General features: G+C 66.7%; 11 protein-coding genes and 1 tRNA gene. 4 read left to right on the top strand and 8 right to left on the bottom strand.

The features are described from left to right. Window positions 1-198 precede the first annotated feature (198 nt). The 4 genes from NHH73_11560 to NHH73_11575 all read left to right on the top strand — a co-directional run bounded on the left by NHH73_11560 (window position 199) and on the right by NHH73_11575 (window position 5,380). Window positions 199-945: a gluconate 2-dehydrogenase subunit 3 family protein gene (locus tag NHH73_11560; GenBank protein USX28869.1), complete on the top strand. Its 747-nt coding sequence runs from the start codon at window positions 199-201 to the stop codon at window positions 943-945. After that, window positions 945-2,714: a GMC family oxidoreductase gene (locus NHH73_11565; protein USX28870.1), complete on the top strand. Its 1,770-nt coding sequence runs from the start codon at window positions 945-947 to the stop codon at window positions 2,712-2,714. The genes NHH73_11560 and NHH73_11565 overlap by 1 nt, the downstream gene beginning before the upstream one ends. Then, the gene (locus tag NHH73_11570; protein USX28871.1) at window positions 2,711-3,772 is read left to right on the top strand and encodes a c-type cytochrome; all 1,062 of its coding nucleotides are present in this window, start codon (window positions 2,711-2,713) and stop codon (window positions 3,770-3,772) included. The genes NHH73_11565 and NHH73_11570 overlap by 4 nt, the downstream gene beginning before the upstream one ends. Window positions 3,773-4,081: 309 nt before the next feature. Further along, window positions 4,082-5,380 (top strand): hypothetical protein, encoded by a 1,299-nt coding sequence (locus NHH73_11575; protein USX28872.1) that lies wholly within the window; start codon window positions 4,082-4,084, stop codon window positions 5,378-5,380. Window positions 5,381-5,389: 9 nt separating this feature from the next. Here the strand turns inward: NHH73_11575 and dbpA are convergent, their stop codons facing one another. The 8 genes from dbpA to NHH73_11615 form a co-directional block, all read right to left on the bottom strand. Continuing rightward, a complete protein-coding gene (gene dbpA / locus NHH73_11580) occupies window positions 5,390-6,829 on the bottom strand; it encodes an ATP-dependent RNA helicase DbpA (GenBank protein USX28873.1) in 1,440 nt (479 codons plus the stop codon). 90 nt (window positions 6,830-6,919) lie between these two features. After that, the gene (locus NHH73_11585) at window positions 6,920-7,144 is read right to left on the bottom strand and encodes a hypothetical protein (protein USX28874.1); all 225 of its coding nucleotides are present in this window, start codon (window positions 7,142-7,144) and stop codon (window positions 6,920-6,922) included. Between the two features lie 127 nt (window positions 7,145-7,271). Further along, the gene (locus tag NHH73_11590) at window positions 7,272-8,933 is read right to left on the bottom strand and encodes an acid phosphatase (protein USX28875.1); all 1,662 of its coding nucleotides are present in this window, start codon (window positions 8,931-8,933) and stop codon (window positions 7,272-7,274) included. A 144-nt stretch (window positions 8,934-9,077) separates the two neighbouring features. Continuing rightward, a complete protein-coding gene (locus tag NHH73_11595) occupies window positions 9,078-10,673 on the bottom strand; it encodes an ATP-binding protein (protein USX28876.1) in 1,596 nt (531 codons plus the stop codon). 4 nt (window positions 10,674-10,677) lie between these two features. Then, window positions 10,678-11,478: an alpha/beta hydrolase gene (locus NHH73_11600; protein ID USX28877.1), complete on the bottom strand. Its 801-nt coding sequence runs from the start codon at window positions 11,476-11,478 to the stop codon at window positions 10,678-10,680. Between the two features lie 163 nt (window positions 11,479-11,641). Beyond that, a tRNA-Met gene (locus tag NHH73_11605) sits at window positions 11,642-11,718 on the bottom strand. A gap of 61 nt (window positions 11,719-11,779) precedes the next feature. Next, window positions 11,780-12,949: a class I SAM-dependent methyltransferase gene (locus NHH73_11610; protein USX28878.1), complete on the bottom strand. Its 1,170-nt coding sequence runs from the start codon at window positions 12,947-12,949 to the stop codon at window positions 11,780-11,782. 129 nt (window positions 12,950-13,078) lie between these two features. After that, on the bottom strand, window positions 13,079-14,095 hold the full coding sequence (locus tag NHH73_11615) for a hypothetical protein (protein USX28879.1): 1,017 nt from the start codon (window positions 14,093-14,095) through the stop codon (window positions 13,079-13,081). Between the last annotated feature and the right edge of the window lie 4 nt (window positions 14,096-14,099).

Raw genomic sequence — 14,099 nt, forward strand, 5'->3', positions numbered from 1 at the left:
ATTATCCATCTTTTCAGCGTGCATGTTTTTAAATGATCGCCGGAAAACCTGTGGCGTGGGCGGCCACACTCCGCTTCTTTTTTGCTGGCGTTGTCGCGGTTTCAATCGGAACCGGCGTCGCCGGCTCATACAATTTAACGATGCGGCCGCGCCACGTTTAGCTGGCGCGGTCTCCCCAGACACTCAGCAGGAGGCCCGATGACAAAAATTTCCAGACGAGGATTTTTCAAACTGGCCGGCGGCGCCACCGCCGCGCTGACCCAGGCGCCGGCGCTGGTCGCGCAGGCGGCGCCGGCGCCAACGCCGGCCGCCCACTCCGGCGCGGCGCTGTTTTTCAACCCCGACGAGATGCGCTGGATCGAGGCGGCCACCGAGCGCCTGATTCCCGAGGACGACAACGGCCCCGGCGCGCGCGCGGCTGGCGTGCCGGTGTACATCGACCGGCAACTGGCCGGCGCGTGGGGCGCCGGCGAGCGCTTGTACCGCAGCGGTCCCTGGCAGCCGGGTGACGCCAGCCAGGGCTATCAATTGCCGTTCACGCCGGCAGAGCTGTTCCGCAACGCGCTGCGCGGCGCGCGCGAAGAGCTGCAGGGCCGCAAGCAGGGCGCGTTCGAAACGCTGCCCGGTCCGCGCCAGGATCTGTATCTCGAATCGCTGCAAAACGGCAAGCAGGATCTGCACGGCGTGCCGGCCCATGTGTTTTTCGAATCGCTGCTGGCGCTCACCATCGAGGGCTACTTCAGCGATCCGGTCTACGGCGGCAACAAGGACATGGCGTCCTGGAAGATGATCGGCTTTCCCGGCGCCTACGCCAGCTTCTACGACCTGGTCGACCAGCATGGCGTGGCCTACACGCGCGCGCCGATCAGCATGGGCGACAACGGCGCCGGTGTCATCCACCTGCATCCCGTGTCCACGCAGCACTCCGGCAAGCGGGGGGCGTGATGGCGACCAAACTGGCGGAGGTGGACGCGGTGCTGGTCGGGGTCGGGCTGGTGGGCACCATGCTGGGACGCGAGCTGACGCGCGCCGGCCTCAAAGTGGTGGGCCTGGAACGCGGGCGGCCGCAATTCACGGTGCCTGATTTCCAGGGACCGCAAATGCATGACGAGCTGCGCTACTCGGTGCGCAAAGGACTAATGCAGGACAACACCAAGGAGGCGGTGACGTTCCGCAACCGGGCCGACCAGGTGGCGCTGCCGATCCGACGTTGGGAAAGTTTTCTGCCGGGGACGGGGCTGGGTGGCGCGGCGGTGCATTGGAACGGCCAGACGTACCGCTTCCAGGACAGCGATTTTCGCATGCGCAGCCTGACCACCGAGCGCTATGGCGCGCGCTTTGCCGATCCCGGGCTGACGATACAGGACTGGGGCGTGACGGCGGCCGACATGGAGCCGCATTACGACCGCTTCGAGTATCTGCTTGGCGTCAGCGGCTTGGCGGGCAACATCGGCGGCAAGAAAATCGCAGGCGGCAATCCGTTCGAGGATGCGCGCCGGCGCGGCTATCCGACCCCGCCCATGAAGGAGCCGTACGGTTCGGCGCTGTTCCGCAAGGCGGCCGCGCAGCAGGGTTACCATCCGTTTCCGCAACCGTCGTCCAACCTGAGCCAGCCCTACACCAATCCGGAAGGCATGCAGCTGAGCACGTGCATGTTCTGCGGCTACTGCGAACGCTATGCCTGCGAGCACTACGCCAAATCGTCGCCGCAGACGATTCTGCTGCCGGTGCTGCTCAAGGACCCCCACTTCACCTTGCGCACGCAGGCACAGGTGCTGCGGATCAATCTGAGCAAGGACAAACGCCAGGCCACCGGCGTCACCTACGTCGACGCGGCCGGACGCGAGTTCGAGCAGCCGGCAAAGCTGGTCGTGCTGGGCTCGTTCGCCCTCAACAACGTGCGCATGCTGTTATTGTCGGGGATCGGTACCCCGTACGATCCGCGCAGCGGCCAGGGCACGGTCGGGCGCAACTACGCCTACCAAACCATGAGCTCGGTGCAGGTGTTCTTTGACGAAAAGACCAACATCAATCCCTTCATGCGCTCGGGCGCCTGCGGGACGGTGATCGCCGATTTCGTCGGCGACAATTTCGACCACGGGCCGCACAAGTTCATCGGCGGCGCCTATGTCGGCGAGGTGATGACCAACGGCCGTCCGATCGAGTTCCATCCGACGCCGCCGGGCACGCCGTCGTGGGGCGGCAAGTGGAAAAGCGCCGTGGTTCGCCACTACAACCACACGTCGGTGCTCAACGTTCACGGCAGTTCGATGGCGCACCGCGCGAACTACCTCGACCTCGACCCGACCTACAAGGACGCGTGGGGGCTGCCGCTGCTGCGCATGACGTTCGACTTCCCGGCCAACGATTTGCGCATGTCGGCCTACGTCACGGGCAAGGCGGTCGAGATCGGCCGCGCGATGGGCGCGCGCCAGGTCAACGGCGCCGGGCGCAAGGGGCCTTACACGGTCACGCAATATCAGACCACCCACAACACCGGCGGCACGGTGATGGGCGCGGACCGCAGCACCAGCGTGGTCAACTGCTATTTGCAGAGCTGGGACGTGTCCAACCTGTTTGTGATCGGCGCCTCCAACTTCCCGCAGAACGCGTCCTACAATCCAACCGACACCGTTGGCGCGCTCGCTTATATGGCGGCCGAGGCCATCGTGCAGCGCTACCTGAAGTCGCCCGGCCCCATGGTGCAGGCATGAACGCCCGGCGTTGGTTGTTTGCCGGCCGGTGCCTGGTGTTCGCGTGCGCAGTGGCCGCGCTGGTCGCCTTCCTGGCGTTGTTGGCGATGCCGGCGCTGGCGCGGCAGGCGCCCGCGCCGGCACCCGCTGCGCGGCCGGCACCGCAGCAATTACAGCAGCCCCGGCAGCCCCAGCAGCCCCAGCAGCAAGCCCGGCAGCCGGCCTCGGCCGAACGCGGACGGCAGCTCGCCGAGCAGGGCGCCGACGGCGTCACCGCGTGCATCAGCTGCCATGGCGCGCAGGGCGAAGGCAACGCTGCCGCCGGTTTTCCGCGTCTGGCGGGCCAGCCGCCGTTTTATCTGGAACGGCAGATGAGCGCCTTCGCGGATGGCCGCCGCGACAACCCGGTGATGTCGCCGATCGCCAAGGCGATGACTGCGCAACAGCGCCTCGACAGCAGCGCGTGGTATGCCAGTGTCGACCCGGCCAAGGCGGCGGGCGCGCAGCCGGGCGCCGTCGCCGCCAAGCGGGACGCCGCACGGCAAAAACGCGCGCTGGCGCTGGCCAACCAGGGCGACGACAAACTCCAGGTGCAAGCGTGCATCAACTGCCACGGCCCCAACGGCGCGGGCGAGGCGCCGGCCTATCCCTACCTGGCCGGCCAGCATGCCGCCTATTTGACGGCGGCGATGGCCGAATGGAAGAGCGGGGCGCGCAAGACCGATCCCAGCGGACAGATGCCGACCATCGCAGCGCGCCTGGGCGAGCAGGATGTCGCTGCCCTGGCCGCTTTTTATGCAGCGCAGACGGCGCAGGCGCCGGCGTTGCGGACCAATGTCGCCGCCGGTTCCGTCGCGCGGCCGGCCGTGGCGGCGCGGGCCGACGCCTCCGGTCCGCGCGCGGGCGCAGCCGCGCCGCAAGGCGTGGGTACCGAGCAGGGCGCCCCGCTGACGGGCGGCAACCAGGGCCAGGGTGGCGGCGGTGGCGCGCAAGGCAACCAAACGCAGCCGTCCGGGCAACCGGCCCGATCCTCGCAGGAACCGGCCCGCAACCCGCCGCCGCCGACGCAGCGTCGCTGAGTATGGTAGGCGACGCCGCCACGGGCCACGTCGCCGACGCCGCCGGCGTCGCCTACGGCTACAAGCTGGGTTCCCGTCTGCCGCTGGGCGTGCTGACGGCGTTGCTGCCGCGCGCGGAGCGGCGCTAACAAATTTTCCTGGCTCAATTTAGTTTGGGCAATCGGCGTGTCGCATTGATCTGCCTCAAGCTGTTGACTGATGCGGTTCATGGTTGCGTCGAGCCCGCGCCCCACACTCAAGGCATGTCCGATCGCGGTGGCCGCCCGAACGCCGCCGCGACCGGTTTCTCATACTCATCAGGAGAAAAGAATGCCATCCATCATTGCAAGCCCGGCGCCACAGCCGGCACGGTGCGCCGCGCGGTTTTTGTCGGGCCTGCTGGTGGCGCTGCTGAGCGTTAGCGCGGCGGCCACGGCGCAAGACGCGCAGCAGCTTGATGCGGAATCAACCAGTGCGCACCCCGCGCCGGCCTTGTACCGGGTCATCGTGCTGCACCCGGGGACGCTCCTGACCAGCCTACCTCGCATCAATTCCAACGATCAGGCCGCCTTCGGACTGGAAACCGCCGAAGGCCAGCGCGGCTTCTTTTATGACGGCACCCGGGTCCGCGATATCGGCACGCTCGGCGGCCCGATCACCTGGGTCCAGGGGTTGAACGACGCGGGACAGATCGTCGGCCGGTCCTACCTCACGTCAGAGAACCACCGCGCCTTCGTCTGGGATGCCGATGGCGGCATGATCGATCTGGGCGCGTTGCCGGGGCACGGCGAATCGGATGGCGCAGCCATCAACAACCACGGCGTGGTCACGGGAACTTCCTGGGCCAACGGACCCGTGCCGCCGCATGCGTTCCGCTGGAGCGTGGGGGACGGCATGGAGGACCTGGGCGCGTTCGGCACCGGCTTCGAAGGCATCTCGTTCGGCGATGCGATCAACGACGCCGGGGTGATCGGCGGGGCGTCGGACCAGCCGGGCGGGCGGCGCCACGCGTTCGTCTGGCGGCGCGAAACGGGGATGGTCGACATCCACACGCTGGCAGAGGGCGATTCGTCAGCAGGTGTGGTGGGTGCCGGTGGCGAGGTCGCCGGGAACTATGTGTCGTTGGCCGGGGAGACCGCGCTCATCCGCGCTTTCCTGTGGACGGCGGCCACCGGCATGCGGGACTTGGGCACGGCCGGCGGTAGCGAGTCGATTGTCACGGCGATGAACGACCATGGCCGCATCGCCGGCCTGATCAACTTTCCGGATGAGGGCCAGCACGCGATGTCGTGGACGCGCGCCGGCGGCATGGTCGATCTTGGCACGCTGGGCGGGGCGGCTTCGATCGCGTTCGACGTCAACAACAAGGGGCAGGTGGTCGGCAGGTCGCGCGACGCGTCGGGCCAGGATCGGGGATTCCTCTGGACCGCGCAAGATGGGATGATCGATCTGAACAAGCGGCTGCGCAACGCGCCGGCCGGATTGGTGGTTGGCTCGGCGTTGGCGATTTCCGACAACGGCGCGATCGTGGCCGAAGCGAGCGCCGGGATGGTGCTGCTCAAGCCGTGCTGCGCCGACCGGCCGCGCGGCGAACCGGCGCAGGCGCCGGCGCCGGCGCCTGCGCGCTAGCCGGACGGCTTACGCCTCGATGAAGCGCATCTTGAAGTTGCGGCCCTTGATGGCGCCGAAGTCGCCGCCCAGCGGATTGTTCTTGCTGAGGCGGTCGAACGCTTCGTAGGCCACGCGGCGGTCGATCGCCACGTAGGTCTGGAACTCGAACACGTTGATCTTGCCCACTTGTTCCTTGCTCAGGCCGGCGTCGCCGGTCAGCGCGCCCAGCAGGTCGCCCGGACGCAGCTTGTCCTTCTTGCCGCCCGAGATCACCAGGGTCATCATCGGCGCCGGATCGACGCCGTAGTCGTCGCCGTCCAGGCTATCGAGGTCGAACCACTCGGCCTTCGAACCCTGGTATTCCTCGATCAGTTTGACCCATTTCTTTTCGTTGGGCGCGCACAGCGACAGCGCCAGGCCTTTTTCGCCGATGCGTCCGGTGCGGCCGACGCGGTGGATGTGCACCTCGGTGTCCTTGGAGACGTCGACGTTGATCACCGCCTCCAGATTCGGGATGTCGAGGCCGCGCGCGGCGACGTCGGTTGCCACCAGCACCGAGCAGCTGCGGTTGGAGAACAGCACCAGGATCTCGTCGCGCTCGCGCTGTTCGAGTTCGCCGAACAAGGCCAGCGCCGAGAAGCCCTTGGCGCGCAGGTCGTCGGCCAGCTCGCGGCACTGCACCTTGGTGTTGCAAAAGGCGATCGCCGACGCCGGCTTGTAGTGCCCCAGCAGCTTGCCGACGGCGGCGGTGCGCTGGTCGAAGCCGATCTCGAAGAACAGCTGTTCGATCTTGCTGTTGTCGTGCTGCGCCTCGACGGTCACTTCGACCGGATCGGCCAGGAAGGAATCGGTGGCGCGGCGGATGTCGTCCGGATAGGTGGCCGAGAACAGCAAGGTCTGGCGGCGCTTCGGACAGGCGCTGACGATGCCGGCGATTTCGTCGTAGAAGCCCATGTCGGTCATGCGGTCGGCCTCGTCGAGCACCAGGGTCTCGACCTTGGTCAGGTCCAGCGTATTGCGGCCCAGGTGGTCGCGCACGCGGCCCGGGGTGCCGACAACGATGTGGGCGCCGTGTTCGAGCGAGGCGATTTGCGGGCGCATCGGCGAGCCGCCGGTCAGCACCAGCACCTTGACGTTGCCGGTGCTGCGCGCCAGCCGGCGCAACTCGTTGGCCACCTGGTCGGCCAGTTCGCGCGTCGGGCACAGCACCAGCGCCTGCACGGCGAACCAGGCTGGATTGAGCTTGGCCAGGATGCCGATGCCGAAGGCGGCGGTCTTGCCGCTGCCGGTCTTGGCCTGGGCGATCAGGTCGCGTCCGGCCAGCACCGACGGCAGGCTTTGCGCTTGGATGGTGGTCATCGACTTGTAGCCGAGCGAGTCGAGGTTGGCGAGGAATTCGGCGGTCAGCGGCAGGCTGGCGAAGGCGGTATTGTCGCCATCCGGCGTGGTGGTGTCGGGGGAGGTCATGATGTCAGGCCTGTTCAAAAAGGACGTAAGCACAGTCTAACAGGCTCCGTTCCGGCCCTGATGCTGTGTGCGGTGGTGATTGGGTGAAGCTTAGTTTGGCGCCCACACCGGCAAACCGGTCAGGTCCAGGGATTCGTCGCGGACCCAGACCGGCAAGCCGCTGGCGTCGGTCGGTTCGAGCAGTTCGAGTTGTTCCTGCTTGAGCTGCGCGCGCCTGGCGCGGGGCGCCGGTGGACGCTTCGCTTCCGGTTCGAGCGGCGCGGCCGGGCTGAAACCGGGCAGGTCGAACGTAGCGTTATCTTTTTTATCTCTCATTTCAAAATCTCGTGCCCACGGCGCCATCGAAAATGCGCCGCTCAAAACAAAAGCCCGGCTGCAGGAGTCGGGCTCAGTGAGGTAATAACCGCGATTGTAGCATACCCACGCGGCCCCAAGGGGAATCTCAGCGGAAGCTCAAGGCCCCCGTCAGGTCGCCCGGCGGCGGCGCCTGGCGCGCCGCGAAGGCCTCGTTGCGCACCTTCAGCCCTTGCAGCAGCGGCAGGTCGTGCAGGCGGGTGATGAAGCGCAGGATCGACGTGGTGTCGTAGAAGCTATGGTCGACCTGGCCCTTCTTGGCGAACGGCGACACCACGATGGCCGGAATGCGCGAACCCGGACCCCAGCGGTCGCCCTTGGGCGGCGCCACATGGTCCCACCAGCCGCCGTTCTCGTCGAAGGTGATCACGATGACCATGTCCTTCCACTGGGGGGATTTTTTCAGGTGCTCGATGACGTTGGCGATGTGGGCGTCGCCCGATTCGATGTCGGAATAGCCGGCGTGCAGGTTCAGATTCCCTTGCGGCTTGTAGAAGGTCACGGCCGGCAGCTTGCCGGCGATGGCGTCGGCGATGAATTTGTTCGAGATCGGACTGTCGCCCATGCCGGCGTCGCGCAGGTGCTCGGCGCGCGCGGCGGTGCCCGGCGCGAACTGCTGGAAATAGTTAAATGGCTGGTGATGGTACTGGAAGTTGGGCTTTTCGCCGCCGCCGCGCGCGTCGAGCGCAGCCTGCCACGCGCCGCCGTACCACGCCCAGCCGACCTTCTTGGCCGACAGCAGGTCGCCGATGGTGTCGTAGGTTTGCGGCGGCAGGGTGCCGGCGTCGTCGGGATCGGCCAGCAGCTTGTCGCCACCGGCGGCAGGGCGGATGTAGCTCGGCTGGTAGGGCGGCGCCATGGTGTTGACCGCGTAGCCGTCCGGCGTGATGGCGCCGTTGTTGACGTAGAGCGGCATGCCGTCCATCGCCGACGCCGGGCTGTCCTTGGTCACGCTGAGCCGCATGCCGGTGGGGCCGTCGTCGAGCACCGCGATCTTCTTTTTGGCGGCGGTCTGCGGCGCGTTGAAGTACTCGGGCGTGCGGCCGGTGATCAGGAACTGGTGGTTCAGGTAGGAGCCGCCGAAGGCCGCCATGAAGAAGTTATCGCACAAGGTGTACTGCTCGGCGATCTTCCACAGGCCGAGATTTTTGCTGGTTTCGCCGTAGTAGCCCATCACCATGCCGCCGGTGTTGCCCCACGCGGCGAAGCCGTCGTTCTTGCCGCCGTTGATCTGCATCTGGTTCTGGTAGAACAGGTGCCACAGGTCGCGCGTGATGACCGCCTCGGGCAGCGGCTTGCCTTCGACGTCGGCCAGTTTGAACGGCGCGTTCGGCAAGTCCTTGATGTCGTCTTCCTTCAGCACGTATTTCTTGCCGCCGATGTCCTGCGGCGTGGGCACCATGCCGCCCCAGATTTTGGGCAGCGCCGGCAGCACGGCGCCGTTGCGGTCGCGCTGTTGGCAGGCGGCTGCCGGCGCGGCCGACAAGGGCGCCGCAGTGCCGGGGAAGTTGGCGAACAGGTTGTTGAAGCTGCGGTTTTCCAGGTAGATCACCACCACGTTCTTGACGTTGGCCTTGAGTTTGGCGTCGAGCGAGCCCTTGACCGGCAGCCTGACGGGCGCGGCCTCGCTCAGGACGGGCAGGGAAGTGGCCAGGCCGGTCGCGGCGGCGGCCTGGAAGATGCGGCGGCGCGCCGGGTTGGCGGGTGCGTCCTGCTGCGCTTGCGTTTCGACCGGGTCCGTATTCTTCACTATGCCTCCTGAGCTGCCAAAAAGCATGATTGTGGCATTTGCAGGGGCAAATGAATATGTCGGAATGTAAAAATACCTTCGGGGGTCAAGTCTGACATTCGTACACGCCCTCGTCAGTAATAATGTTCAGCACGTGTCGGAATGTCAGACTTGACCCCCGACGTTTGGCATTAACGGCCGAAGTTGCTGGTCCAGTTTCATGAAATCCAGCGGCTTGGTGAAGTGCAGGTCGAAGCCGGCGTCCCTGGCGGCCTGCTTGTCCGATTCCTGGCCCCAGCCGGTCGCGGCGACCAGCGCGATTTCGCAGCCCCACGGCTCGCTGCGGATCTTCCGCGCCAGATCGTAGCCGTTCATGTCCGGCAGGCCGATGTCCAGGATGGCGGCCTGCGGAAGCGACTCGGCGATCGCGCGCAAGGCCTGCTGCCCATTGTTGGCGACGATCGTCCTGTAGCCCAGCATTTCCATCGCCGCCGCCAGCGTCTCGGCCGCGTCGACATTGTCGTCGACGATGACGATGCTCGCCGCGAGGCTGCTAGTTGCGGGCGGCGGCGGCGGTTCCTCTTCCACCGCGTCCGCTGGCGGCTCGATCAAGGGCAGGCGGACCGTGAAACAGCTGCCATGGCCGACACCGGCGCTGTGCGCCGAGACCTCGCCGCCATGCAGCGCGACCAGGCCCTTCACCAGCGACAGGCCGATCCCCAAGCCGCCCTGGGCGCGGTCCAATGCCGGCGTCAGCTGCGAGAACATGTCGAAAATATTGCCGAGCTGGTCCGCCGGGATGCCCATGCCGTCGTCGATCACCTGGATCACCGCGCTGCCGTCGGACACGTGCGCGACCAGTTCGATATAGGCGCCCCGGTGGCTGTATTTGCTGGCGTTGTTGAGCAGGTTGGCGACGATCTGCGTCACCCGCGCCCGGTCGACGTTGCCCCACATCGCGCCGGCCGGCAGATCGATGCGCAGCGACTGGCCGGCCGCGTGGATCGATGACATCGCCTCTTCGACGGCGAACTTGAGCGTCTGCGCCAGGTCGGCCGGTTCCAGCCGCAGGTCGATCTTGCCCTGGCTGATGCGCGATACGTTCATCAGGTCGTCCACCAGCCGCGTCATTTGCGCGACCTGGCGCGTCAGCACCCCCAGCTCGCGCCCCGACGGCGGCGCGTCGGCGCCGCGCAATTCCATGGTGGCGATGACGTTGGCCATCGGTGCCAGCGGATTGCGCAGCTCGTGCGCCAGGGTGGCGAGGAATTCGTCTTTGCGGCGGTCCTCGGCGGCCATGGCGCCGTTGGCCTGGCGCAGCCGGGCCTGCGCCAGTTCCAGGTCGTTGGTGGCCGCCTCCGCCTTGGCGCGCGCCGCCAGCAGTTCCCGCTCGTAGAGCTTGCGATCGGCCGCCATCAACAGCGCGATTTCATCCTGCACCACGCCGTTGCGCTCGCGCCGGATCGCGCTCAGCATCATCGGGATGCGCCGTCCGTCCTTGTGCAGCAGGTCCAGCTGGACCTCGGACACCGAGCCTTGCATTTGCAGCAGCGGCGTCCAATGTGTTTGCAAGAACACGCGGGCGCCCATGGGCATGAGGTCGGGAAATCGCTTATGGCCGATCAGCTCGGCCAAATCGTAGCCCAGCCAGCGCGACACGGTGGCGTTGGCGCGCAGCAGCGTGCCGTGTGGCGCGGCGATCAGCAGGCCGCACGGCGCGTCCTCCCACAGGTCCCAGGCCGAACTGCGGCGCTCGCGCATGGGGTCAGCGCAGCCCGGCCAGATAGGCGCGCATGGCGTCGATACTGGCGGCGGGCGCGCTCAGGTGCGGGCAGTGCCCGACGTTCTCGATCATCGCCAACTGGCTGCCGGGAATGGCGCGGTGGATGAAATCGCCCACTTCCTTCGGGGCGATCAGGTCGTCGGTGCATTGCAGGATCAGGGTAGGGGTGGTCGACTTGGCCAGGTCGGCGCGGTGGTCCGACAGGAAGGTGACGCGCGCGAAGTGCTTGGCAATGTCTGGATCGGTGCGGCAAAAGCTGTTGGTCAGTTCCACGCCCAGTTCCGGCGTGTCGGGCGCGCCCATGATGGCCGGGGCCATGTTGCTCGACCAGCCGAGGTAATTGCTCTCCATCGTGTCGAGCAGGTCGTCGATGTCCGCGCGCGAGAAGCCGCCCCGGTAGTTCTCGTCGTCTATGTAGCACGCGGACGGGCCCACCATGATTTGCGCGGCGAACTTGGACGCCGCCACGTTGGAGGCGAGCAGACCGATCATGGCGCTGACCGAGTGGCCGACGAAGACCACCGGCCCGGCCGCATAGTGGTCGACGATCTCCAGCAGGTCGTCGGCGTAGCCTTGCAGGGTGGAATATTTGGTTTTGTCGTAGGCCAACAGGTCCGAGCCGCCGCTGCCGACCAGATCGAATAACACCAGCTTGTACTGGTCCTGGAAGGCTGGGACCAGATGGCGCCACATGCTTTGGTCGCAACCGAAACCGTGGACCAACACCATGGTCGCGTCGCCATCGCCATGGACGTTGATATTGTTGCGGGTTTTCAGCTGCATAGAATTTTTGTCCAGGACATTGATGTCGCTTTGGCAAGCTCAAGAGTGGCAAGGATATCATCAAACGCGCAAGGCTAGCGACGAGATAGTCGTGGCGCGCGGGTCGATGCTGAAAACGGAAAAGCCGTTGATTCCTTTGCAAGAATCAACGGCTTTTTGAATTTGGTTGCGGGGACAGGATTTGAACCTGTGACCTTCGGGTTATGAGCCCGACGAGCTGCCAGACTGCTCCACCCCGCGTCTGAGGCCCAAATTATACACAGGCCTGACTCGATCCGCAAGGGCCAATATTTTCTCCGGCTTACGCGGCGGCCAAACGCCACAGCGACGTCACCTCGGCGGCGCGCGCCGCGTGCAGCGGATCGGTCGTGTCGGCCGCGCGCGGATGCGTCGGGCGCACGTCGTGACGGTCGAGCACCTTGAGGCCGGCGGCGGCGATCCACGCCATCAGCTCCTCGCGCGGACGCAGGCCCAGGTGCTCGGCCAGGTCGGAGAGGATCAGCCAGCCTTCGCCGCCCGGCGTCAGGTGGTCGGCCAGGCCGGCCAGGAAGCCGCGCAGCATGCGGCTGTCGGGATCGTAAACGGCGTATTCGATGGGCGAGCTCGGCCGTGCGGGCACCCACGGCGGGTTACACACCACCAGCGGCGCGCGGCCTTCGGGGAACAGGTCCGTTTGCAGCAGTTCGACTTGGCCGTCCAGATCGAGGCGCGCCAGGTTTTCGCGCGCGCAGCTGAGCGCGCGCGGGTCCTGGTCGGTGCCGATCACGCGGGCGACGCCGCGCTTGGCCAGCACCGCCGACAGCACGCCGGTGCCGGCGCCGATGTCATAAGCCAGCTTGACGCCGGCCGGCAGCGGCGTATTGGCCACCAGCTCGACGTATTCGCCGCGCACCGGCGAGAACACGCCGTAGTGCGGGTGGATGCGTGCGTCCAGCGCAGGAATCTCGACGCCGGTGCGGCGCCATTCGTGGGCGCCGATCAGGCCAAGCAGCTCGCGCAGCGAGGCGATGAACGGTTCTTCGAAGCGGCCGTAGGCTTCGTTGCAGGCCAGTTGCACATCCGGCGCGCGGCGCAGCGGGATGGTATAGCCGGCGTCGAAGGGGATCAGCAGCATGGCCAGGGTGCGGGCGCGCTGCGATTGCGCCTGGCGGTGAAGGTGGAACGCTTCGGTCGGCGTGGCCGGAGCCTTGGCCGGCTTGGCTTTTTTGGACGGTTTGCCTTTGACGTCGGCGCGGCGGGCCAGCGCTTGCAGCAGCTGGCGGGCGTTCTGGAAGTCGCCGCGCCACAGCAGGGCCGTGCCTTCGCAGGCCAGGCGGTAGGCGACATCGGCGTTGGTGCGGTCGTCGGCGATCATCACGCGCTTGGGCGGCGGCATGCCGGCCTCGGAGCGCCAGCGCGCGGAGCATTGCACGCCGTTTTCCTCCCAGTGTATCTGCTGCGGAATCGGGGAGGAGGGAGTTTGTACGGGCATGTCAGGCAATCGGTAAAGAAGCGGCTAGGCGGATGTAATGATGAGAAAAAAACAAGCACAAAAAACGCCGGGGATGCGTATCATCCCTGCGGCGTTTCCGTGTGTCGAGGCGCTTATTATACTTGGCGGTCAGCTGGCGGCGGTGCCGGCGCCTTTGCCGTCATCGGCGGCGACGGTGGCGGGCGGCGCCGAGTCGGCATCGGCTGCGGCCAAGGCGGCCGGTTTGGCCGCTTCAACCGCCGGATCGACGGCGCCGGACGGGCCGCCGGTCACCTTGTCGGCGGCGCCGGCCTGGCCGCCATACGCGGCGGCCGATTTGGCCTGGTCGGCCGGGGTCGGCGCGGTGTAGGTGTTGGTGCTGGCTTCCTTGCTGTCGACCAGATTGAGCAGCCGCAGCGAGAGGCTGCGCAGCGCGTTGCGGTCGACGGCGTCGCCGTTTTGGCTACCGTCGTCGCCGGTGGTGGACAGCGCCGATTGAAGATCGCGGCCGATCAGCTGGAACAGGTCCGCCAGGGTGCCGGCGAAGTCGATGTTCGGCAGCTGGACGCTCGGCAGGTCGACCGTTTGCGGCTTGTTGCCGGCCTTGTCGCCGGCGCGGTCGTTGGCACGCTCGCTGGCGTTGTTGCCAATCTTGTCGGCCTTGGGCGCGTTGCCGCCGGTGGTTTGGCTGGCGGCTGCGTCGAGCTGGTACTCGTATTTGACTTCGACCTCGAAGTCGAACTTGCGGCCGTCGGCGGTGGTGATCGTGCCCTTGCCGATGAAGTGCGCGCTGTCGTTCAAGCTGAAGGCGGCCAGCGAGCGGGTACCGTTGGGCCCCGAGCTTTGCTGCACGCCGAGCGCGTAGCTGGACGAGGCGTCCAGGCTGGCCGAGTCGAAGTCGATGGTGGCGCCTTTGGCGTCGTCGCCGAACAGGGCCTGGGTGAAGCTGTTCATCAGGTCTTCGGCGAAATCGACGGTGGCGGTGCCGACCGAGGCGACACGTTTTTGCATGTCCAGCGCGTTGCTGGACAGGGAAAGCGGCGAGGACGCTGCGCTGTTGCTCTTTTGCGTGGCGGGCGTGCCGGTGGTCTTGCCGTCGTTTTGCGGCGTGGCGGCAGTGTAGGACGCCGGCAAAGCACGGGCGCCGAGTGCGGAGAGAGTGGACATGGCA

This window comes from Oxalobacteraceae bacterium OTU3CINTB1 (assembly GCA_024123955.1).
In the GTDB taxonomy this organism is placed as follows: Bacteria; Pseudomonadota; Gammaproteobacteria; order Burkholderiales; family Burkholderiaceae_D; genus Rugamonas.

What these genes read in the sequence shown, in the direction of transcription:
- NHH73_11615 (USX28879.1), bottom strand. Translation starts at nt 14,095, where the DNA reads ATGTCCACTCTCTCCGCACTCGGCGCCCGTGCTTTGCCGGCGTCCTAC.
- dbpA (USX28873.1), bottom strand. Translation starts at nt 6,829, where the DNA reads ATGACCTCCCCCGACACCACCACGCCGGATGGCGACAATACCGCCTTC.
- NHH73_11610 (USX28878.1), bottom strand. Translation starts at nt 12,949, where the DNA reads ATGCCCGTACAAACTCCCTCCTCCCCGATTCCGCAGCAGATACACTGG.
- NHH73_11560 (USX28869.1), top strand. Translation starts at nt 199, where the DNA reads ATGACAAAAATTTCCAGACGAGGATTTTTCAAACTGGCCGGCGGCGCC.
- NHH73_11585 (USX28874.1), bottom strand. Translation starts at nt 7,144, where the DNA reads ATGAGAGATAAAAAAGATAACGCTACGTTCGACCTGCCCGGTTTCAGC.
- NHH73_11565 (USX28870.1), top strand. Translation starts at nt 945, where the DNA reads ATGGCGACCAAACTGGCGGAGGTGGACGCGGTGCTGGTCGGGGTCGGG.
- NHH73_11595 (USX28876.1), bottom strand. Translation starts at nt 10,673, where the DNA reads ATGCGCGAGCGCCGCAGTTCGGCCTGGGACCTGTGGGAGGACGCGCCG.
- NHH73_11570 (USX28871.1), top strand. Translation starts at nt 2,711, where the DNA reads ATGAACGCCCGGCGTTGGTTGTTTGCCGGCCGGTGCCTGGTGTTCGCG.
- NHH73_11575 (USX28872.1), top strand. Translation starts at nt 4,082, where the DNA reads ATGCCATCCATCATTGCAAGCCCGGCGCCACAGCCGGCACGGTGCGCC.
- NHH73_11600 (USX28877.1), bottom strand. Translation starts at nt 11,478, where the DNA reads ATGCAGCTGAAAACCCGCAACAATATCAACGTCCATGGCGATGGCGAC.